The sequence below is a fragment of the Acidovorax sp. ACV02 genome (assembly GCF_014851475.1).
GTDB lineage: Bacteria > Pseudomonadota > Gammaproteobacteria > Burkholderiales > Burkholderiaceae_C > Acidovorax > Acidovorax delafieldii.
This window is the reverse complement of sequence record NZ_JACUZU010000011.1, coordinates 63,403-85,206: the sequence shown is the minus strand read 5'-3', so window position 1 is coordinate 85,206 and position 21,804 is coordinate 63,403. Positions and strand designations below refer to the sequence as shown.

The 21,804-nt window shown below is 66.1% G+C and carries 18 protein-coding genes; 14 read left to right on the top strand and 4 right to left on the bottom strand.

The window, feature by feature from the left end:
- The first annotated feature begins 16 nt into the window (after window positions 1-16).
- The 5 genes from IB236_RS22395 to IB236_RS22375 all read left to right on the top strand — a co-directional run bounded on the left by IB236_RS22395 (window position 17) and on the right by IB236_RS22375 (window position 3,656).
- Window positions 17-550 (top strand): YbaK/EbsC family protein, encoded by a 534-nt coding sequence (locus tag IB236_RS22395; RefSeq protein WP_192422268.1) that lies wholly within the window; start codon window positions 17-19, stop codon window positions 548-550.
- A complete protein-coding gene (locus IB236_RS22390) occupies window positions 547-813 on the top strand; it encodes a DUF1289 domain-containing protein (protein WP_015015746.1) in 267 nt (88 codons plus the stop codon). Before IB236_RS22395 ends, IB236_RS22390 begins: the two co-directional genes overlap by 4 nt.
- Window positions 810-1,463 carry a 2-hydroxychromene-2-carboxylate isomerase gene (locus IB236_RS22385; RefSeq protein ID WP_192422267.1) on the top strand — a complete coding sequence of 218 codons (654 nt, stop codon included), beginning with the start codon at window positions 810-812 and terminating at the stop codon, window positions 1,461-1,463. The genes IB236_RS22390 and IB236_RS22385 overlap by 4 nt, the downstream gene beginning before the upstream one ends.
- 173 nt (window positions 1,464-1,636) lie before the next feature.
- Window positions 1,637-3,298: an MFS transporter gene (locus tag IB236_RS22380; protein WP_056057882.1), complete on the top strand. Its 1,662-nt coding sequence runs from the start codon at window positions 1,637-1,639 to the stop codon at window positions 3,296-3,298.
- Window positions 3,299-3,446: 148 nt separating this feature from the next.
- Entirely contained in the window at window positions 3,447-3,656 is a 210-nt protein-coding gene (locus IB236_RS22375; RefSeq protein WP_056057887.1) for a hypothetical protein, read from the top strand.
- 94 nt (window positions 3,657-3,750) lie between these two features.
- Here the strand turns inward: IB236_RS22375 and IB236_RS22370 are convergent, their stop codons facing one another.
- Both IB236_RS22370 and IB236_RS22365 read right to left on the bottom strand, forming a co-directional pair.
- A complete protein-coding gene (locus IB236_RS22370) occupies window positions 3,751-4,869 on the bottom strand; it encodes an ABC transporter substrate-binding protein (protein ID WP_192422266.1) in 1,119 nt (372 codons plus the stop codon).
- 81 nt (window positions 4,870-4,950) lie between these two features.
- Window positions 4,951-6,069, bottom strand: a complete 1,119-nt coding sequence (locus IB236_RS22365) for an ABC transporter substrate-binding protein (RefSeq protein ID WP_192422265.1) — start codon at window positions 6,067-6,069, stop codon at window positions 4,951-4,953.
- Between the two features lie 209 nt (window positions 6,070-6,278).
- On the opposite strand from IB236_RS22365, the gene uvrA reads away from it, so the two are divergent.
- The 3 genes from uvrA to IB236_RS22350 all read left to right on the top strand — a co-directional run bounded on the left by uvrA (window position 6,279) and on the right by IB236_RS22350 (window position 13,475).
- On the top strand, window positions 6,279-12,152 hold the full coding sequence (gene uvrA / locus IB236_RS22360; protein WP_192422264.1) for an excinuclease ABC subunit UvrA: 5,874 nt from the start codon (window positions 6,279-6,281) through the stop codon (window positions 12,150-12,152).
- 182 nt (window positions 12,153-12,334) lie between these two features.
- Complete coding sequence (locus tag IB236_RS22355) at window positions 12,335-12,841, top strand: hypothetical protein (protein ID WP_121941067.1); 507 nt, start codon at window positions 12,335-12,337, stop codon at window positions 12,839-12,841.
- Window positions 12,842-13,115: 274 nt separating this feature from the next.
- Window positions 13,116-13,475 (top strand): hypothetical protein, encoded by a 360-nt coding sequence (locus IB236_RS22350; protein WP_192422263.1) that lies wholly within the window; start codon window positions 13,116-13,118, stop codon window positions 13,473-13,475.
- Window positions 13,476-13,542: 67 nt separating this feature from the next.
- Here IB236_RS22350 and ctlX read toward each other — a convergent pair whose 3' ends face one another.
- On the bottom strand, window positions 13,543-14,481 hold the full coding sequence (gene ctlX, locus IB236_RS22345) for a citrulline utilization hydrolase CtlX (protein WP_192422262.1): 939 nt from the start codon (window positions 14,479-14,481) through the stop codon (window positions 13,543-13,545).
- Window positions 14,482-14,609: 128 nt separating this feature from the next.
- On the opposite strand from ctlX, the gene IB236_RS22340 reads away from it, so the two are divergent.
- The 3 genes from IB236_RS22340 to IB236_RS22330 all read left to right on the top strand — a co-directional run bounded on the left by IB236_RS22340 (window position 14,610) and on the right by IB236_RS22330 (window position 17,740).
- Window positions 14,610-15,041, top strand: coding sequence for an Lrp/AsnC family transcriptional regulator (locus IB236_RS22340; RefSeq protein WP_192422261.1), 432 nt, complete (start codon window positions 14,610-14,612; stop codon window positions 15,039-15,041).
- A gap of 141 nt (window positions 15,042-15,182) precedes the next feature.
- Window positions 15,183-16,145: a tripartite tricarboxylate transporter substrate binding protein gene (locus IB236_RS22335; protein WP_108498456.1), complete on the top strand. Its 963-nt coding sequence runs from the start codon at window positions 15,183-15,185 to the stop codon at window positions 16,143-16,145.
- 77 nt (window positions 16,146-16,222) lie between these two features.
- Window positions 16,223-17,740, top strand: a complete 1,518-nt coding sequence (locus IB236_RS22330) for an NYN domain-containing protein (RefSeq protein WP_192422260.1) — start codon at window positions 16,223-16,225, stop codon at window positions 17,738-17,740.
- 3 nt (window positions 17,741-17,743) lie between these two features.
- On the opposite strand, the gene IB236_RS22325 is transcribed toward IB236_RS22330, so the two are convergent.
- Complete coding sequence (locus IB236_RS22325) at window positions 17,744-18,802, bottom strand: PfkB family carbohydrate kinase (RefSeq protein ID WP_192422259.1); 1,059 nt, start codon at window positions 18,800-18,802, stop codon at window positions 17,744-17,746.
- Window positions 18,803-18,938: 136 nt separating this feature from the next.
- On the opposite strand from IB236_RS22325, the gene IB236_RS22320 reads away from it, so the two are divergent.
- The 3 genes from IB236_RS22320 (at window position 18,939) to IB236_RS22310 (ending at window position 21,802) form a co-directional block, all read left to right on the top strand.
- The gene (locus IB236_RS22320) at window positions 18,939-19,952 is read left to right on the top strand and encodes a sugar ABC transporter substrate-binding protein (protein WP_056638934.1); all 1,014 of its coding nucleotides are present in this window, start codon (window positions 18,939-18,941) and stop codon (window positions 19,950-19,952) included.
- A gap of 81 nt (window positions 19,953-20,033) precedes the next feature.
- A complete protein-coding gene (locus tag IB236_RS22315) occupies window positions 20,034-20,993 on the top strand; it encodes an ABC transporter permease (protein ID WP_015015732.1) in 960 nt (319 codons plus the stop codon).
- A 2-nt stretch (window positions 20,994-20,995) separates the two neighbouring features.
- Entirely contained in the window at window positions 20,996-21,802 is an 807-nt protein-coding gene (locus IB236_RS22310) for an ATP-binding cassette domain-containing protein (RefSeq protein WP_056743821.1), read from the top strand.
- Window positions 21,803-21,804 lie beyond the last annotated feature (2 nt).

The following is a 21,804-nucleotide window of genomic DNA, read 5'->3' as shown; positions in this document are numbered from 1 at the left end:
GCTGGAGACAACGCGAATGTGTGGAGCCGAACTGATGAACCTGCCTGAGGGCGTACAGCGTGTGGCTGCCGAGCTGCAGCGGCGCGGGCACCCGCACCTGCCGCAGATGCTGGACGATGCCGCACGCACCGCACAGCAGGCCGCCGATGCGCTGGGCATCCTGGTGGGGCAGGTGGCCAAGAGCATCATCTTTCGGCGCAAGAGCGACGATGCTGCGGTGCTGGTGGTCACCTCGGGCGACCGACGCGTGGACGAGAAAAAGGTGGAAGCCCATGTGGGCGGCAAGATCGGCCGGGCCGATGCCGAGTTTGTGAAATCGCGCACCGGCTTCTCGATTGGCGGCGTGTCGCCCGTGGCACATGCCACGCCGCCCGTCACGCTCATTGACCAGGACCTGCTGCGCTTTGACGTGGTGTGGGCCGCAGCAGGCCACCCCCATGGCGTGTTCCCCTTGCACCCCACCGACCTGCAGCGTCTGACGGGCGCACCCGTGGTGGACGTGGTGCAAGCACCGGTGGCGGACGCGTCTGCGACCCAGGCGGCCGCATGAATGCTATTGATTTGCTAGCTGCCAAAGCAAAAGAGACTAGCGCTACCGGCCAATTTGACCCCAAAAGTGCCGAGCCAGTGCCTTCGCCCTGCATTTCGGTGTGCCGCATGACGCCCGACCGCAGCCACTGCGAAGGCTGCTTTCGCACGCTGGATGAAATCCGCGCCTGGTCGCGTGCCGACGCTCCGCAGCGGCGCGCCATCTGGGCGCAGTTGTTGCAACGCGCCGGCATTGCCTGGCCCGTGCCGGAGACCGAAGCATGAAGCGCATCACGTTCTACCTGGACTTCATTTCCCCCTATGCCTGGCTGGCGTTTGAGCGCTTGCCCGAGGTGCTGGAAGGGCTGACCTATAGCGTGACCTACCAGCCCGTGCTGCTGGGTGCCCTGCTGCAGCAGCACGGCAACCCCGGCCCTGCGGGCATTGCCCCCAAGCGCGACTGGACCTACCGCCATGTGACCTGGCTGGGCCATGCGCAAGGCACGCCACTGCAGATGCCTGCGCGCCACCCGTTCAACCCGCTGCCCCTGCTGCGCCAGGCCCTGGCCTGCAGTGACGACGGCAGCATCAACCGCTACGTGGCGGGCACGGTGCTGCGGCACGTGTGGCAAGGCGGCGCCGACGCGCTGGACCCTGCGCGCCTGGCCATGCTGGCCGAGGCGCTGGCGGAGCAGGTGCGCCCCGGGCAGGACGTGAACAGCGACGGCCCCAAGGCCTTGCTGCGCGCCAACACCGAAGCCGCGCAAGCAGCCGGTGTGTTTGGCGTGCCCGCGTTCGGTGTGGATGGCAAGCTGTTCTGGGGGCTGGACGGCCTGCCCATGCTGCGTGCCTACCTCGATGGCGACGCCTGGTTCGACGGCCCCGCCTGGGACGCTGTCAGCCAGCTCCCATCGGGTTTACCCGGCAAGCCCTGAGCAATTTCCGGATGCTGAAAGGGGTGCTGCGGGTTTCACCCTAAGTTGTCAGAGAGCGGTCAGTTTGATGAAAGCTCTTGTTGGTTTCGCGTCAGAGGGTGGTCAGTGCCATCTCCAAGAATGCGTGCAGCCCGCCGCAGTGCGGTCTGTAACACCAATAGGAGACACACACCATGGCAACTGTTCATCCCGCACCGCGGCCGATGTCGCCCGAAGAGAGGAAGGTCATCTTCGCCTCGTCGCTCGGCACCGTTTTCGAGTGGTACGACTTTTACCTGTACGGCTCGCTCGCAGCCATCATCGCCAAGCAGTTCTTCAGCGGTCTGGATGCCGGTTCGGCGTTCATCTTCGCGCTGCTGGCGTTTGCGGCGGGCTTCATTGTTCGTCCCTTCGGCGCCATCTTCTTCGGCCGCCTGGGCGACATGATCGGCCGCAAGTACACGTTCCTGGTCACCATCCTGATCATGGGCCTGTCCACCTTCATCGTGGGCATCTTGCCAACCTACGCGTCCATCGGTGTGGCCGCTCCCGTCATCCTGATTGCCCTGCGCCTGCTGCAAGGCCTGGCACTGGGCGGTGAATACGGCGGTGCTGCCACGTATGTGGCCGAGCACGCACCGCACGGCAAGCGCGGCGCCTACACCGCCTGGATCCAGACCACCGCCACGCTGGGCCTGTTCCTGTCGCTGATGGTGATCCTGGGCACTCGCACCGTGCTGGGCGAAGAAGCCTTTGGTGATTGGGGCTGGCGTGTTCCGTTCATCGTGTCGATCCTGCTGCTGGCCATTTCGGTCTGGATCCGCCTGTCGATGAACGAATCCCCTGCCTTCCAGAAGATGAAGGCCGAGGGCAAGACCTCCAAGGCACCGTTGACCGAATCCTTCGGCCAGTGGAAGAACCTGAAGATCGTGATCCTGGCACTGGTGGGCCTGACCGCCGGCCAGGCCGTGGTGTGGTATTCGGGCCAGTTCTATGCGCTGTTCTTCCTGACGCAAGCGCTGAAGGTCGATGGCGCCACCGCCAATATCTTCGTGGCCGTTTCGCTGCTGATTGGTACGCCGTTCTTCATCGTGTTCGGTTCGCTGTCGGACAAGATCGGCCGCAAGCCCATCATCCTGGCAGGCTGCCTGCTGGCCGCGCTGACGTACTTCCCTGTGTTCGGTGCACTGACCAAGGCGGCCAACCCTGCCCTGGCCGAAGCCCAGGCCAAGAACAAGGTGGTGATCACCGCTGACCCTGCCGAGTGCTCGTTCCAGTTCAACCCCACCGGCACCACCAAGTTCACCAGCTCGTGCGACATCGCCAAGCAGGTGCTGGCTGGCGCTTCGGTGAGCTATGAAAACGCTGTGGCTCCCGCCGGTACGGTGGCGAGCATCAAGATTGGCGAAACCGCAATCCCCTCGTACACCAGCAAGGGCTTGAGCGCTGACGAAGCCAAGAAGAAGGACGCCGAGTTCAAGAAGCTCGTGGCCGACGACCTGAAGGCCGCTGGCTACCCCACCAAGGCAGACCCTGCACGCATCGACAAGGTGATGGTCACCATCATCCTGACCTACCTGGTGCTGCTGGTGACCATGGTGTACGGCCCCATCGCCGCCATGCTGGTGGAAATGTTCCCCACCCGCATCCGCTACACGTCCATGTCCCTGCCGTACCACATCGGTAACGGCTGGTTCGGCGGCCTGCTGCCCACCACGGCGTTTGCCATCGTGGCCCAGACCGGCAACATGTACAACGGCCTGTGGTACCCCATCATCATCGCCGGTGCCACGGTGGTGATCGGTGGCCTGTTCATCAAGGAAACCAAAGACGTGGACATCTACGCCAACGACTGATCGTTACTGACCGGTGTACAGGGCCCGCCCCGCAAGGGTCGGGCCCTGTGTTCCATCAAGGGGCTTGTGTCGCGCACCAGTACAACCCACAACCCTGCGCGTCAGCCAGGCCCCTTGATTGAACAAACCCATCCCAGGAGATATTGATATGTGGAAGATTGTTGTTGGCTTCGTCTTGTTTGCCGCCTTGTCGATGTACGTGATCATCACGGCGGGCGACAAGGCCGACATGGGCGGAGAAAAGCACGGTGCCGATGCGGTGCACGCCCCCGAGGCACCCGCCAGCGCAGCTGCACCCGCTGCCGCCGCCGCGCCAGCACCCGCTGCAGCCCCTGCATCGGCTGCCAGCGCGCAATAAGCACATTGCCCGGCATGAAAAAGGCCCTGCCAGCAATCGCTGGCAGGGCCTTTTTTGTCGTGTCGTGTCGTAACGCGCGGGCGCTTGCGCCGCGTCAGCGCTTGAAGCGGCCGTCCGTGCCAATGATGGACAGGTCGGAGAAGTCCAGCCCGCTGTGGTCGGTGGGGCTGTAGCTCAGCTCCAGCCCACCCACGTCCCACTTGTGGATGCTCTCCAGCCCCGCATGCAGCTTGGCGCGGTCGGGCTTGGCACCCGCGCGCTTGAGGCCTTCCACCAGCACCTTGGCGCTCACGAAGCCCTCCAGCATGGCGGGCGTCAGGTCGCCGATGTTCTTGGCCTTGGCCAGATCGATGGCCTCCTTGATCACCGGGTAGTTGAGCGAGCGCTCGGACGGGAACACCTGCGTCACCACGACGCCCCGGGCCTGGTCGCCCAGGGCCTTCACAAACCCGCCCGACGCGTTGTTGGACAGGGTGACGATCTGTCCGGCAACGCCCGCGGCGCGCAAGGCCTTGATGCCGTCGACCACCGCAGCGCCGGTGCCGATGAAGATCACGGCCTGGGGCTGCTTGCCGGCCACGCGCGGGGCGATGGCGCTGTAGTCGGGCTTGGCACGGTCAAACTTTTCGATGAACAGCGCCTCGATGTTGTTGGCCTTGAACCCGGCCTGTGCACCAGCCAGCCCGTCGGCGCCAAACGTGTCGTCCACATGCACCACGCCAATGCGCTGGATGCCCAGCGTGTGCAGGTGCGAAATGGCCTTGGTCACCTCGCGCTGGTAGGGCGCCCGCACGTTGAACACGTATTTGCTCACCGGCTGGTGCAGCGCAATCGCCCCGGTGGACGGACCCACCAGCGGCACGCCATGCTGCTCCAGCACCGGGATGATGCCCTGGGTGTGGGGCGTTCCACGGGTCATGAACAGGCCGATCACGCCCTTTTGTTCGATCAGTATGCGGGTGTTGTCCAGGGTCAGCTTGGGGTCGAACTTGTCGTCCAGCGATAGCACCTCCACCTTCTGCCCGCCCACGCCGCCCTTGGCGTTGACATGGTCGATGTAGAGGGCTGCGCCCTGCATGGATTCGGCCACCGTGGCGGCGGCCGAGCCGGTGATGCCCACCGTCTGGCCAATGAGGATCTGTGCATGGGCCGAACCGATACCCAGGGCAGCAGCCAGAGCGCAGAGCGCGCCGGCCAGGCCAGTTTTCTTCATGGGGTTGTCTCCTGCGTGTGGAGCGCCCGAGTGTAGGGACGCCCCCGCGCGGGACAACTGTAAAAACGCGTAGGCGGGCGTTCAGCGGCGGAAGCGCCCGTCCGTGCCGATGATGGCCAGGTCGGCAAAGTCCAGCCCGGTGTGGTCCTCGGGGCTGAAGTTCACCTCCAGACCGCCCAGGTCCAGCTTCTTGATGCTCTCCAGCGCGACCTGGATCTTCTCGCGGGTGGGTTTGGGGCCCGCGCGCTTGAGGCCTTCCACCAGCACCTTGGCGGCGGCAAAGCCTTCCAGCATGGCGGGGCTGATTTCGGTGAGCCCCTTGGTCTTGGCCAGTTCCTGGGCTTCCTTCACCATCGGGTAGGTCACGGCCCGTTCGTTGGGGAACACCTGGGTCACGATCACGCCCCGCGCGTTGGCCCCCAGGCTTTTGATGAAGCCGCTGGAGGCATTGTTGGACAACGTCACGATCTGCGCGGCCGAGCCCGCCGTGCGCAGTGCGGTGGTGGCATCCACCACCGCAGAACCCGAGGCCACCATCAACACCGCCTGCGCGTCGGCCTTGGCCACCTTGGCGGCAATGGGGGCGAAGTCGGGCTTGGCGCGGTCGAATTTTTCAGACACCACAGCCGTCAGTTTGGCGGCCGCGAGGCCCTTCTGTGCGCCCTGGATGCCATCGGCGCCAAAGCTGTCGTCCGCATACACCAGCGCCACGCGGGTGATGCCCATGGAGGCCAGGTGGGTGATTGCCTTTTCGGCCTCGCGCTGGTAGGTGGCGCGCACATTGAAGATGTATTTGCGCACCGGCTGGTGCAGCACCATGGCACCGGTGGACGGTGCCACCAGCACCACGCCGTGTTTATCCAGCAGTGGCAGGATGGCTTCGGTGTGGGGTGTGCCCCGGTTGAGGAACAGGGCCGACACGTTCTTGTCCTCGATCAGCGTGCGGGCGTTTTCGGCCGCCAGCTTGGGGTCGAACTTGTCGTCCAGGGAGATCAGCTCGATCTTCTGGCCATTGACACCGCCCTTGGCGTTGATGGCGTCGATGAACAGCAGCGCGCCATCGGTGGTCTCTTTCACGCCCGCTGCCACCTGGCCGCTGAAACCTGCGGTCTGGCCGATCAGGATCTGGGCATGGCTGGCTGCACTGGCCGCAAGCGCCAGGACCAGGCCAGCCGCTCGCAGTTGCCATTGTTTTGTCATGGCGGTCTCCTCTTGTTTTGTGTGGAGGCCGCAGTCTAAACCGATGTTTCGGGCCAGAACACCCGCTTTTCGCCCGCCGCTGCTCTATTGCTTGTGCTTTGTCCACGGTCAAAGCACCGCAGCGCGCCTCGGGGGTAATCGGCGCGCGCAGGCGCAAACGCCGGGTGCGTCCCTAGAATGTCCCGCCTCACACCCGAAAGACCGCTTCCATGACCCAGGGACTGATCCGTATCCGCGGCGCACGCCAGCACAACCTCAAGAACCTGGATCTGGACATCCGTACCGGAGAACTCACGGTGGTCACAGGCCCCAGTGGCTCGGGCAAGTCCAGCCTGGTGTTCGACACGCTCTATGCCGAGGGCCAGCGCCGGTATGTGGAGACTTTCAGTGCCTATGCGCGCCAGTTCCTCGACCGCATGGACAAGCCCGCCGTGGACAAGGTCGAGGGCGTGCCCCCGGCCATTGCCATCGACCAGACCAACCCGGTGCGCTCCAGCCGATCCACCGTGGGCACGATGACGGAGCTGAACGACCACCTGAAGCTGTTGTTTGCCCGTGCGGGCCAGCTGTTCGACAAGCAGACGGCGCAGCCGGTGCGGCACGACTCGCCCGAAACCATCTATGCCGAGCTGGCCGCGCGTTGCGCCGCAGCCGGTGATCCGCGCATCGTGCTGACCTTCCCGGTCGAATTACCCGCCAACACGTCAGCCGAGCAGGTGGAGCAATGGCTGTCCGCCAGCGGTTTCACCAAGGTGCAGGCCGAGCGCGAAGTGGCCACGCCCACCGGCCCGCGCAAGGTGCTGGATGTGGTGGCGGACCGGTTCCGGCTGGGCAATGCCGAGAAGGCGCGCGTGATCGAAGCCATCGAGGTCGCGCTCAAGCGCGGCACGGGGCGGCTGAATGTCTATCGTCTCGTTGACGAAGGTGACGCCGAACTCTGGCGCTTCTCCACCGGCCTGCACTGCCCTGACAGCGACCTGCGCTACAGCGACCCCATCCCCTCCGCCTTCTCGTTCAACTCCGCCGTGGGCGCGTGCGAAAGCTGCCGGGGCTTTGGCCGCGTGATCGGCGTGGACTACGGCCTGGTCATCCCCAACGACAAGCTCACCCTGCGCGCCGGTGCCATCAAGACCATCCAGACGCCTGCATGGAAGGAAGCGCAGGACGACCTCATGCGCCACGCAGAGGCGGCAGGCATCCCGCGCGACACGCCCTGGAACAAGCTCACGGACGATCAGAAGAAATGGGTCATCGGCGGCGCGCCCGGCTACAAGGACGGCCAGTGGAGCAAGCAGTGGTATGGCATCAAGCGCTTCTTCGAGTACCTTGAAAGCAAGGCCTACAAGATGCACATCCGCGTGCTGCTGTCCAAGTACCGCAGCTACACGCCATGCCCCACCTGCGCGGGTGCACGCCTCAAGACCGAAAGCCTGCTGTGGCGCATCGGCCGCAAGGAAGATGCCGATGCGGTGCTGGAGCCTGGCAAACGGTTCATGCCCGAGGGGGTGCAGTGGTCGCGCGAGCAACTCGAAGCGCTGCCCGGCCTGTGCCTGCACGACCTGATGCTGCTGCCCATCGACCGCCTGCGCCAGTTCTTTGCGCGCATGCAGTTGCCGGTGGGCGACGATGCCAAGGGCGGCGATGCCCAGGCGCTGAAGCTGCTGCACGAAGAAATCACCACACGCCTCAAGTACCTGTGCGACGTGGGCATCGGCTACCTCACGCTCGACCGGCAAAGCCGCACGCTCAGCGGCGGCGAGGTGCAGCGCATCAACCTGACCACGGCCCTGGGCACCAGCCTGGTCAACACGCTGTTTGTGCTGGACGAACCCAGCATCGGCCTGCACCCGCGCGACATGCACCGCATCACCGAGGCCATGCTGCGCCTGCGCGATGCGGGCAACACCCTGGTGGTGGTGGAGCACGACCCCGCCGTGATGCTCGCGGCCGACCGCATGATCGACATGGGCCCCGGCCCGGGCCGCCTGGGTGGGCAGATCGTGTTCGACGGCACCACCGCCGACCTACGCAAGGCCGACACGCTCACGGGCGCCTACCTGGGCGGGCGCAAGCATGTGGGCTTTGGCTTCAAGCGCATGGTGACGGAATCGACCCCGCGCCTCATCCTGGAAGGCGCGCGCGAGCACAACCTGCAGGATGTGACAGTCGAATTTCCGCTGCAGCGCCTGGTCACCGTGACGGGCGTGAGCGGCTCGGGCAAGTCAAGCCTGATCCAGGATGTGCTGGCCCCCGCGCTGTTGCGCCACTTCGGCAAGGCCACGGATGCACCGGGCGCGCACGACCGCATGCTGGGCGCCGACCACCTGTCGGACGTGGTGTTCGTGGACCAGTCGCCCATCGGCAAGACCGCACGTTCCAACCCCGTGAGCTACGTGGGCGCGTGGGACAGCATCCGCGAACTCTTCGCCGTGGCGCCGCTGTCCAAGCAGCGCAGTTACACCGCCGCCAAGTTCAGCTTCAACAGCGGCGACGGGCGTTGCCCCACCTGCGGCGGCTCGGGCTTTGAGCATGTGGAGATGCAGTTTCTGAGCGACGTGTACCTGCGCTGCCCCGACTGCGACGGCAAGCGCTACCGGCCCGAGATTCTGGAGATCACCATTGAGCGCGGTGGCAAATCGCTGAATGTGGCGGATGTACTGGCGCTGACCGTGGCCGAAGCTGCGGCCGTCTTTGCGAACGACCGCGACGTGATCCGCGCGCTGCAGCCCATCGTGGACGTGGGGCTCGAATACGTGGCGCTGGGCCAGCCCGTGCCCACCCTGTCGGGCGGCGAGGCGCAGCGCCTCAAGCTCGCAGGCTTTCTGGCCGAGGCTGCACGCGTACAAAGCAAATCGCGCCAGACGGTGGCGCGCAAGGGCACCCTGTTTCTGTTCGACGAACCCACCACCGGCCTGCACTTTGACGACATCGCCAAGCTCATGCGCGCACTGCGCAAGCTCATCGACGCAGGGCACTCGCTCATCGTCATCGAGCACAACCTGGACGTGATCCGTGCGAGCGACTGGCTGATCGACCTGGGGCCGGAAGGCGGCTACGCAGGTGGTCTCATCGTGGCCGAGGGCACGCCCGAGGACGTGCGAGCCCACGCTACATCCCACACCGGGCAGGCACTGCGCGACTACGAACTGGCGCTGGGCGTGGGCGGCCACTCGGTGCACGAAAAGGCTGCGGCGCTACGAAAATCAGAGCGCCTTGCGCATATGGATCTAGCGCCTGCGGCCAAAAACGCCATAGAAATCGTCAATGCGAAGGAACACAACCTCAAGAACCTGAGCGTGGACATCCCGCGTGGCAAGTTCAATGTGGTCACGGGCGTGAGCGGCTCGGGCAAGTCCACGCTGGCGTTCGACATCCTGTTCAACGAAGGCCAGCGCCGCTACCTCGAATCCCTCAATGCCTATGCGCGCTCCATCGTGCAGCCTGCAGGCCGGCCCGAGGTGGATGCGGTGTACGGCATTCCGCCTACCGTCGCCATCGAGCAGCGCCTGTCGCGCGGCGGGCGCAAGTCCACCGTGGGCACCACCACCGAGGTGTGGCACTTCCTGCGTCTGCTGTACGTCAAGCTCGGCACGCAGCACTGCGTGAAGGACGGCGCCGCCGTGCAGCCGCAGACGCCCGAGAGCATCGCCGCGCAGCTGCTCACGCAGTTCCGCGGCCAGCACATCGGCCTGCTCGCGCCGCTGGTGATGAACCGCAAAGGCGTGTACACCGAACTGGCCGACTGGGCTCGCCCGCGCGGCTACACCCACCTGCGCGTGGACGGCAACTTCTTGCCCACCACGAACTTCCCGCGCATCGACCGCTTCAAGGAACACACCATCGAGCTGCCCGTGGCCAGCCTCGATGTGTCGCCCGAGAACGAAGCGGCTTTGCGCACCGCGCTGGCCGATGCGCTCACGCACGGCAAGGGCGTGGTGCATGTGCTCAGTGGCATCACCGGCCTGCGCGAAGCCATGGAGGGCGGCCAGCCCACGGCCGGTATTGGCACGCTGCAGGCGTTCTCCACCAAGCGCGCCTGCCCCGTGTGTGCCACCAGTTATGCCGAGCTGGACCCGCGCCTGTTCAGCTACAACAGCAAGCACGGCTGGTGCCCCGACTGCGTCGGCACCGGCGTCAAGCTCACCAAGGACCAGCGCAAGGTGTTTGACGACTCGGTGCAGGACGACAAGGAAAAAGGCCGCGAGCAGACCTTTGCCGAGCCCGAGGTGGAAGACCTGGCCGACACGGCCTGCCCGAGCTGCAGCGGCACACGCCTGAACGCCACCGCGCGTGCTGTGCAGTTTGCCGGTGTGGGCATTACCGACATTGCCGCGCTGTCCGTGACCGATGTGCGCCGCTGGGTCGAGACCCTGCGCATTGAAGGTGGCATGACGGCGCGCGAGGCCGACATTGCCCGTGACCTGGTGCCCGAGATCCAGAGCCGCCTCGAATTTCTGGAAGAAGTGGGCCTGGGCTACCTCACGCTGGACCGGGGTGCGCCCACGCTCAGCGGTGGCGAGGCCCAGCGCATCCGCCTGGCCGCGCAGCTGGGCAGCAACCTGCAGGGCGTGTGCTACGTGCTCGACGAGCCCACCATCGGCCTGCACGCGCGCGACAACCAGATTTTGCTCAACGCCCTGCACAAGCTGGGCGACAAGGGCAACACGCTGGTGGTGGTGGAGCACGACGAAGACACCATCCGCCGCGCCGACCACATCATCGACATCGGCCCCAGCGCCGGCAAACGCGGCGGGCGCCTGGTGGCGCAGGGCAGCGTGGCCGACATCACGGGCGCCGAAGATTCCCAAACTGGCCGCTACCTGCTGCACGCGATGAAGCACCCGCTGCAGCTGCGCCGCAGCATGGCGCCCGGCGAGGTGAGCGCCGAGGCCACGGCGGCCTTTGCCCAGGCCGAGGCGGCAGCGCCCACGGGCCGCCAAAGCGCCGCCGTCAAGAAGCGTGCGGCGCAGGCGGCATCGCTGGCCGCTGACGCACTGACCGAGGCCAAGGAACGCGCCGCCATGCGCTGGCTCACGGTGCATGGCGCGCAGTTGCACAACCTGCAGAACGTGACGGCCACCGTGCCGCTGCACCGCCTGGTGGCAGTGACGGGCGTGAGCGGTTCGGGTAAGTCGACTCTGGCGCGCGATGTGCTGCTGGCCAATGTGCAGGCCTGGGTGCAGCAGCGCAGTACCAAGGCCGGGCGCGATGCCATGGACGCGGGCAAGGCGCCGCCACTGGTCGGTTGCACGGGCCTGTCGGGCTTCGAGAGCATCGACCGCGTGCTCGAAGTGGACCAGACACCCATCGGCAAAACGCCGCGTTCATGCCCCGCCACCTACATCGGCTTCTGGGACACCATCCGCAAGCTGTTTGCCGAGACGCTGGAGGCCAAGGCACGTGGCTATGCGGCCGGGCGCTTCAGCTTCAACACCGGCGAAGGCCGCTGCCCCAGCTGCGAAGGCGCGGGCGTGCGCACCATCGAGATGAGCTTCTTGCCCGATGTGAAGGTGCCCTGCGAGACCTGCCACGGCGCGCGCTTCAACCCCGAGACGCTGGCCGTGACCTGGCGCGGCAAGAGCATCGGCGATGTGCTGCAGATGGAAGTGGACGAGGCCGTGGGCTTCTTCGCCACCATGCCCAGCATTGCGCATCCGCTGCAGCTCTTGCAGGACGTGGGCCTGGGCTACCTCACGCTCGGCCAGCCGTCACCTACGCTCAGCGGTGGCGAGGCGCAGCGCATCAAGCTTGTGACCGAACTCACCAAGGTGCGCGACGAGGTCGGCCGACGGGGCCAGAAGGCGCCGCACACACTGTATGTGCTGGACGAACCCACCGTGGGCCTGCACATGGCCGACGTGGACAAGCTCATCCGCGTGCTGCACCGTCTGGTGGATGGCGGCCACAGCGTGATCGTGATCGAACACGACCTCGATGTGATCGCCGAGGCCGACTGGATCCTGGACCTGGGGCCCGAGGGCGGTGGCGCAGGCGGCCGCATCGTGGCGGCGGCCACGCCCGAAGACGTGGTGGCGGCGGGGACCCACACCGGCAAGGCCCTCGCGCCCGTGCTGGCCCGCTGAGGCATGCAGGGCTGACGGCGGGAGGCTGGGCCAGCCTGGTGGTTGGCGCACAGCCCTGTCGGCCTCTGTCCTACGCACTGCGCAGAACATGGCGCACGCGCTGCATGGGATGGGCTTCCTACGATGGATTGCAGGGGATCGGCTCCCCACCTTCCATCCACATTTCAAGGACGCCCATCACCATGAACGCATTCAAATTCCTCAAGACCTGTACCGCTCTGGCGGCCACCTCCGTGTTGCTGGTGGCCTGCGGCGGTGGCAATGACGACGACCCATCTCCCAGCAACGAGCCCGGTGTGCTGACAGTCAGCAACGCCACCATCGATGGCCTGAATGGCGTGTATGGCAACGGCGCTCTCAACCTCACCGATGTGGACAAGAAGAACCCTGTCGGTTCGGTGCCGGAGCTGTGCACCTTCCGGTTTGATGGCGCCAACAAGGTGGGTTCATCGGCCACGGCCTTTGGCGATATCCGTTACCGCCCCGACGCCACCAGCCTGCACCAGGTGTTCCTGACGTTCGATGGCAAGGAATACGGCAGCGGCGAACCCACCGACACTGCCGTGGTCCGCGAAAGCGACCAGGTGCGCTTCAGCGGCAAGACGCTGACGGCGTCGGACGGATCTGGCGCCACGCTGCGCGTCAGCGGCATCGTGCCCATGCGCCCCAACCGTCCTTCGGGCTGTTGAGTCCGCGTTTTGCGCCTCTGAGACGCGGTTCAAGATCTGATTGCTTGTCTCCCTCCCCGGTCCCTTCGGCCGGTTCAGCCCCAGCTGCGATAGCGGCAGGGGCTTTTTTTGGGGGCGTGCGCGGGGCGGGTGCACACCGCTCTCCCTCGGGTTGCGGCGCAGGGCTGGGCGAACCTGTGCACCTGCGATCCCGGTGCGCGCAGCGGTTTGCTGGCGGCACAATGCATCGGTGTGCTTGCGGCGCTGTGGCCGCGCTGCACGCTACCCATCGTCCATGCCCGTACCACCCCCTCAACCAACCACCGTGGTGTGGCTGCACCCCGAAGCACCTGCCAAGCCGGCCGAGGGAGCGCCCTGCAATGGCTGTGGTCTGTGTTGCCTGGCGGAACCATGTCCGCTGGGTGTACTGGTCTCGCGCCGCCGCCGTGGCGCCTGCGTAGCCCTGCGCTGGAGCGATGTGGACCAGCGCTACTGGTGCGGCATGGTGGCCGATCCGGCCGGGGCGACGGGGCTCACCCACCCCTGGGCAGTGCGCGCCATGTCGGCGCTGGCGCGGCGCTGGATCGCATCGGGCGTGGGTTGTGATGCGCGGCTGGACGTGCAGGGTCCGCCAGCAGGCAACCAGCTGAAGTAGCCTGCTATAAATTCAATAGCTATTCGGGCATATTCGACTAGCGCAAGCAGTGAATTGGACTGAAATTTCAGCCCCCCGCACTGCGCCGAGCCAGGTGCACGCCCGCCAGCATGCAGCGCACCGATCCACCCGCCAGTTCGATGGTTGGCACGTCCAACGGCAGCAAGCGGGCGCTTTGCTCGATGGTGGCACGCTGCGCCAGTGTGAGGCTGGCAGCGGCGCGCGCCGACAGCGCCAGCACCCGGCCCTGGGCGCCCGAGAGCTCCAGCGCGTTGCCGGCAAATTCCCTGATCTGGTGGGGGCTCAGGGCGATGACCTCGCGGCCCGTTTCGCGCAGGCGCTCGCACACGGCCGCACGGCGCGCAGGGTCGGTGATCATGTGAAAGCCACCCAGCGCAAACGCGGTGCCAATGCAGAGCATCACGTTGGTGTGGTAGCAGGGCTGGCCCTCCTCGTCTGCCGTGGCAAAGACCATGGGCTCGTAGTTGAAGTGCGTGCAAAAGCGCTCCAGAGCCACGGGGTCGGCGCGGTTCGATTGCGCGGTGTAGGCAATGCGGCCGATGTGGTCCAGGACCATCGCACCGGTGCCCTCCAGAAACATGCCATCGGCCTCCAGTCCCGAGTAGTCGATCACGTCCTGCACGCGGTACTCGGCCTTGAGCAACTCGATGACATCGCTGCGCCGCTCTCGCCGCCGGCTCCTGGCGTACATGGGGTAGATCGCCACATGGCCGCCCGCGTGGGTGGAGAACCAGTTGTTGGGGAACACTGCGTCGGGCGTGTCGTGCTCGCCGGGGTCGTCGAACAGGTGCACGCGCACCCCTGCGCCCTCCAGGCGCTCTGCCACAGCAGTGACCTCGGCAAACGCGCGGCGCGAGGTGTCACGGGCCGCCAGCTGCGCGGTGCGCACCTGAAAGGCGTTGTCGGCGGCGGTTTCGGGGTTGGGGTGAAAGCGGTGCGGGCGCACCATCACAACGGCGCTGGGGGCTTGGACTGAGGCGTGCATGGCGGGGTTGGGTGTGAAAGAAGCGGGAAGAAGTCCCAGAATTTTCTTGGCAGCCCCTGCTATCCTCTAGCCTCATAACTGGTCAAAATGGTTGATAAATTGCCGTTCTGCCAGTTTTGAAGCCCACTATGACCAAGCTTGACGACACCGACCGCGAAATCATCAGCATCTTGCGTGCGGACGCGCGCACCCCTGTGGCCACGTTGGCGCAAAAGCTGCGCGTATCGCGCGGCACAGTGCAAAACCGGCTGCACAAGATGGAAGAGAGCGGCGTCATCACCGGCTACACCGTGCGCCTGCGCCCTGATTCCGAGCCGCAGCGCATCCGTGCGTGGATGAGCATTGCGGTCGAAGGCAATGCCGCCCCCGCCGTCATCCGGGCGCTGCGCGGCGAGCCCACGGTGGGGACGCTGCACACCACCAATGGCCGCTGGGACATCGTGGCCGAGGTGCGTGCCGAGAGCCTGGAGGCGTTTGACACGGCCCTGGGCCGCATTCGCCTCACGCCCGGCATTGGCAACACCGAAACCAGTATCTTGTTGTCCACCTACAAGGCGTGATGCGGCCCTGGCGGTGCACCAGCGCAAGGGCTGCGCGCTGGCGCCTGGGCGACAGCGGCTAGGGGGTTTCCGCATGCCCTCGCAGCGCGGCCTGCAGTCCAATGGTGAAGTCTTTGTTTTTGCATTTTCAGGAGCCTCGCCATGCAACGTCGCCAGATCATCCAATGGGGAGCCGCCAGCCTCGCTGCCCCCGCATTCCTGGCGCAGGCCCAGAGCTTTCCCAGCAAGCCCATCAAGCTCGTGATCGCCTTCCCGGCCGGTGGCCCCACCGACATCACCATGCGGTCGCTGGCCGACAACGCCAGCAAGATCCTGGGCCAGCCCGTGATCGTGGAGAACAAGCCCGGTGCCGGCGGCACCTTGCCCGCGCAGCAGCTGCAAACTTCTCCGGCCGATGGCTACACGGTGGCGCAGATTCCGCTGGGCGTGTTCCGCCTGCCCTACACCACCAAGATCAACTGGGACCCGGTCAAGGACATCAGCTACGTGCTCAACGTCACCGGCTACGCGTTTGGCCTGGTGGTGCCTGCCGACTCCCCGCTCAAGACCTGGACGCACTTCGTGGCCTGGGCCAAGGCCAACCCCGGCAAGCTGAGCTACGGCTCCACCGGCACCATGACCAGCCCGCACCTGACCATGGAGCTGATCGCGCAGCAGCTGGGCCTGGAGCTGCTGCACGTGCCCTACAAGGGGAGTGCCGACCTGATGCAGTCCATCCTGGGTGGGCAGATCATGGCGGCGGCCGACTCCACCGGTTTTGCACCGCAGGTCGAGGCGGGCAAGCTGCGCGTGCTCAACACCTGGGGCGCCGAGCGCCTGGCCAAGTTCCCCGACGCGCCCACGCTCAAGGAGCTGGGCCTGAACCTGGTGCAGAACTCGCCCTTTGGCATCGGCGCACCCAAGGGCACACCCGATGCGGTGGTCAAGCGCCTGCACGATGCCTTCAAGCAGGCCATGGAGCAGGAGAGCTACAAGACGGCCCTGGCACGCTACGACATGGTGCCGATGTACATGAGCACGTCGGCCTACAAGAAGTTTGCGCAGGACACGTTCACGCGCGAGAAGGCGCTGGTGGAGAAACTGGGCCTGGCCAAACCCACGTGAGGCCACGCCTCTCCGAGGGGGCAATGCGTTCCGTGTGATGATCCGTCCCAACATTGAACGGAACACCGCGAGCATTTATGGCATCCCCCTCCGACAGCATCAGCATGGCCCTGTTTTGCGACTTTGAAAACGTCGCTCTGGGCGTGCGCGATGCGCAGTACGAAAAGTTCGACATCAAGCCCATCCTGGAGCGCCTGCTGCTCAAGGGCTCCATCGTGGTCAAGAAGGCCTATTGCGACTGGGAGCGCTACAAGGGCTTCAAGGCCACCATGCACGAGGCGAATTTCGAGCTGATCGAAATCCCGCATGTGCGCCAGTCGGGCAAAAACTCGGCCGACATCCGCCTGGTGGTGGATGCGCTGGACCTCTGCTACACCAAGTCGCACGTCAACACCTTCGTCATCATCAGCGGCGACTCGGACTTTTCGCCGCTGGTGTCCAAGCTGCGCGAGAACAACAAGCAGGTGATCGGCGTGGGCGTGAAGCAGTCCACGTCCGATCTGCTGATTGCCAACTGCGACGAATTCATCTTCTACGACGACCTGGTGCGCGAAAACCAGCGCGCCCAGGCCCGCCGCCAGAGCCCGGGCAGCAATCCGGCACCCGCGCCCCGTCGCAGCCCCGAGGAGGAGCGCAACCGCAAGGAAAGCCAGGACGCACGCCGCACCCAGGGCGTGGAGCTGGCGGCCGAAACGTTTGAAGCCCTGCTGTCCGAGCGCGGCGACACCGGCAAGATCTGGGCCTCGGTGCTCAAGGAGGCCATCAAGCGCCGCAAGCCCGATTTCAGCGAAGGCCGGTATGGCTTCCGCACCTTTGGCAACCTGCTGGAGGAAGCGCAGGCGCGCGGCCTGCTGGAGTTTGGGCGCGATGAAAAATCGGGTGCGTATGTGTACCGCAGCCACGGTGGGCCGACTGCCGCCGCCGCGCCCGCGCGGTCTGAAGGAGCCGGTGAGCGAGCCAGCCAGGGCGGCGCCACACGGCACGACTTTCATGCGGTGGCGACGGCACCCGATCTGCGTTCTGACAGTGGCGAAGGGCAGGGCGCGCAGGGCCGCAGCCGGGGGCGTCGCGGTGAGGGCGCCGACCGCCCAGACACACGCTCCACGCAGCGCAGCGAGCCGCGCAATGACTCGAACCAGGAGCCACGGGCGTCCGAGCAGGCGGATGTGCCGTCAGAGCGCCCGGCCAGCCGCTATTTCAGCCAGCCGGTGGCCCACGAGGCCGGATCATTGGAGCGGGTGATCGACAGCAGCCCTGAGCAGGATGCGCGCACCGAAGCGTTGGATGGCTCCGAGGCCCCGGCAGCGCAGATACCTGCTGAGAACGATGGTGCCGAGCCTGCAGCCCCTCGCCGCAGCCGCGCCCGCAGTGGAGGCGGTGCCAAGCCAGCTGCCAGCGCCCCCAAGGCTGCTGCTGCGCCCCGAGCGCGTGGCGCGCGTGCCGTGGCGGATGCGGGCGGTGCTACAGCTGCCGAGGCATCGGCTTCTGCGGCCGACGCACCAGCCGCTGAGGCACAAGACGCGGATCCCACCAAGGCGGCCGCTCCCCGTCCACGCAGCCGGGCCCGCAAGCCAGCCGCCAAACCCGCCGAGTAAGTGTTATTGGCCGGCTGCGGTCGCTGAGCGCCGCAACGCCAGCCGCTCTTGCACTTCTTCGTAGCGGGGCGGCGTGCAGCCCGCCCGCTCCACGCAGTGGCTGGCGCTGGCCAGCGCATGGTGCAGCACGGCGCGCAGCCGGGCCTCCGCAACGGGCGTCGTCAGGCCACCCGGGCGCAAGGTCAGCGCTTCTTCGCCCCGCTCAGGCCCTGCCAGCCAGGCGGTGATCAAACCCGCCAGAAAACAGTCGCCCGCGCCCACCGTGTCCACCACAGTGATCGGAGCCTCCTCGCGCGCATGCACGGCCAAGCCGTCGCGCTGCAGCAGCCAGGCACCTTCCGGCCCCAGGGTCAGGGCGAGCCATTGGGCCTGTGTTTGCTGCTGCAAACAGTGGGCGCGCTCCAATGCGTTGGCACCCGGAACAGCCAGCGCGTCCAGGTCATCGTCGCTCACCTTGATGAGGTGGGCGTGCTGCAGGGCGCTCATCACGTTGGCGCGGTAGGCCTCCGCATCGTCCACGGCCGACAGGCGCAGGTTGGCATCGACCACCACCATGCGGCCTGCTGCGCGCTGCGCTGCCAGCCAGGGCTGGTAGATGGCGGCATCTTGTGCCACCAGCGCCAGGCAGCCCGTGGCCACTACTTGCAGCTCTGGCAATGCGGCGCAAGCAGCCGTCAGCGCAGCGGCCGTCACCTGGCGGTCGGCCACGCCGTCGCGGTAGAAGCTGTAGCTGGCCTTGCCCTCGGCATCCAACGCGGCCAGGGCCAGCGCGCTGGGCGCACGCACCGGCGTGGGCGCTGGCAGGGCCACGCCAGCATCGTGCAGGCCGCGCGCCAATTGCCGCCCCAGCATGTCGCCCGACAGTGGGTTGAGGTACTGCGTGCCCACCCCTTGCAAACCCAGCGCTCGCGTGAGGTTGTACACCGCGCCGCCCGCGCAGGGCTTGAGGCGGCCATCGGGCTCTTCGATCAGGTCAAACAAGGCCTCGCCCGCCGTGGCCACCCGCAGCGGCGGTGCGGTGTGGGCGGGCCTGGAGTCGGCGGACTGGATAGGGAAAACCATAAGTAAATCCACTTGATTTATTAACTAGTCGGCCACTATAGTTCGATCCCATCCACCCGACAAGAGTGGTTCACCTGCCAGCCGCGCAGCACGGGGCCGACAGGAATCTGCCATCCCACAACCCGGAGACAACGCCATGCAACGCACCCCCGCCTTCGCGCTTTCTGCCCTTGCCCTCACCGGCGCCCTGGCCTGTGGCCTGGCCCAGGCACAGACGTCCGAGCCCGTCATCGGCCTCATCACCAAGACCGAGACCAACCCCTTCTTCGTGAAGATGAAAGAGGGCGCCACGGCCGAGGCCAAGAAGCTGGGCGCCAAGCTGGTGTCGGCGGCGGGCAAGACCGATGGCGACAACGCGGGCCAGGTCACGGCCATGGAGAACCTGATCGCCGCGGGCGCCAAGACCATCCTCATCACCCCCAGCGACGCCAAGGCCATCGTGCCCGCCATCAAGAAGGCGCAGGCACGCGGCGTGATGGTGATTGCTCTCGATAGCCCCACCGAGCCCATGGATGCGACGGACGCGCTGTTTGCCACCGACAACTACAAGGCGGGCGAGCTGATCGGCCAGTACGCCAAGGCCGCCGCTGCGGGCAAGAAGCCCGTGATTGCCACGCTGGACCTGTTCCCCGGCCACCCCGTGGGCGCACAGCGGCACAACGGTTTTCTGAAGGGCTTTGGCTTGCAGGCCAACGATGCCAAGAGCAACGAGCTGTCGCGCCCCGCCGAGGTGGTGTGCATGGCCGACAGCTTTGGTGACCGCGCCAAGGGCCAGACCGGCATGGAAAACTGCCTGCAGAAGAACCCCGACATCAACATCGTCTACACCATCAACGAGCCCGCCGCTGCCGGTGCCTACAACGCGCTCAAGGCCGCAGGCAAGGAGAAGAACGTGCTCATCGTCTCGGTGGACGGTGGCTGCGCGGGCATCGCCGACGTGGGCAAGGGTGTGATCGCCGCCACCAGCCAGCAGTACCCGCTGCGCATGGCCGCGATGGGCGTGGCGGCAGGCGTGGAATACGCCAAGACCGGCAAGAAGGTCAGCGGCTACACCGACACCGGCGTGACGCTGATCGCTGCCAAGCCCATGGCGGGCGTGGATAGCAAGGATGTGAAGACCGGCACCGACCTGTGCTGGGGCGCCAAGTAAGCCGCCTCTGCTGAATAGGCGCCAGGCAAGCTGCAACGTGCCTGCCTGAGCGCCACCTTTGTCCACCCGCACGGAGCCGCCATGTCCTCGACCGCTTCCAAACTACCGCCGCTGGCCACGCTGGGGCCGTTCATCGCGCTGATCCTGGCGTGCGCCTTTTTTGCCACGCAGAGCGAGCGTTTTCTGTCGGCGCAGAACTTCGCGCTGATCCTGCAGCAGGTCATGGTGGTGGCGGTCATCGCCATTGGCCAGACGCTCGTGATCCTCACCGCGGGCATCGATTTGTCGTGTGGCATGGTGATGGCGCTGGGCGGCATCGTGATGACCAAGATGGCGGCGGACTATGGCCTTTCGGCACCCGTGGCGATTGCCTGCGGCATGGCCGTGACCATGCTGTTCGGCCTGATCAACGGCCTCCTGGTCACGAAGATCAAGCTGCCGCCCTTCATCGTCACGCTGGGCACGCTCAACATCGCGTTTGCCGCCACGCAGCTGTATTCAGGCGCGCAGACCATCACCGACATCCCCGCTGGCATGACCGCGCTGGGCAACACCTTCCAGCTGGGGCAGACCGCCATCGTGTGGGGGGCTGTGCTCATGCTGGCCCTGTACCTCGTCACCTGGTTTGCGCTGCGCGAGACCGCGCCCGGACGCCATGTGTACGCCGTGGGCAACAGCCCCGAAGCCACGCGCCTTACCGGTATTGCCACCGACAAGGTGCTGCTGGGCGTGTATGTGCTGGCCGGCCTGTTCTACGGCATCGCGTCGGTGCTGTCGGTGGCTCGCACCGGCGCGGGCGACCCCAACGCGGGCCAGACCGAAAATCTCGACGCCATCAGCGCCGTGGTGCTGGGCGGCACCAGCCTGTTTGGCGGGCGCGGCGTCATCCTGGGCACGCTGGTGGGGGCGCTGATTGTGGGCGTGTTCCGCAACGGGCTCACGCTGATGGGCGTGTCGTCGGTCTACCAAATTCTGGTCACCGGCATCCTCGTGATCCTGGCCGTGGCCACTGACCAACTCTCGCGCAAAGGAGTGCGTTGATCATGACCACCTCCCCACACACAACGAACGCCCCGCTGGTCATGCAGGCCAAGGGCCTGGTCAAGCGCTATGGGCAGGTCACCGCGCTGGATTGCGCCGACTTTGAACTGCGCGCCGGTGAAATCCTGGCCGTGATCGGCGACAACGGCGCGGGCAAGTCGAGTCTCATCAAGGCGCTGTCGGGCGCCACCGTGCCCGACGAAGGCGAGATCCTGCTCGACGGCCAGCGCATCCAGTTCAAAAGCCCCATCGACGCACGCCGCGCGGGCATCGAAACCGTGTACCAGGACCTGGCCGTGGCCCCGGCCATGACCATTGCCGAAAACCTGTTCCTCGGCCGCGAACTGCGCCGCCCCGGACTGCTGGGCAGCGCGCTGCGCATGCTCGACAAGAAAAAGATGCTCGAAGAAAGCGTGGCCCGCATGGCCGAGCTGAAGGTCGGCATCCGCTCCATGACGCAGGCGGTGGAGACCCTCTCTGGCGGCCAGCGCCAGTGCGTGGCCGTGGCGCGCGCAGCAGCGTTTGCGCGCCATGTCGTCATCATGGACGAGCCCACCGCCGCATTGGGCGTGAAGGAAGGCAACATGGTGCTGGAGCTGATCCGCCGCGTGCGCGACAAAGGTCTGCCCGTCATTCTCATCAGCCACAACATGCCCCATGTGTTCGAGATTGCCGACCGCATCCACATCGCCCGCCTGGGCAAGCGCGCCGCCGTCGTCAACCCGAAGAAGATCAGCATGAGCGATACGGTGGCCGTGATGACGGGCGCCATGGCGGCCACCGACCTGCCTGCCGAATGCCTTGCCTGAAA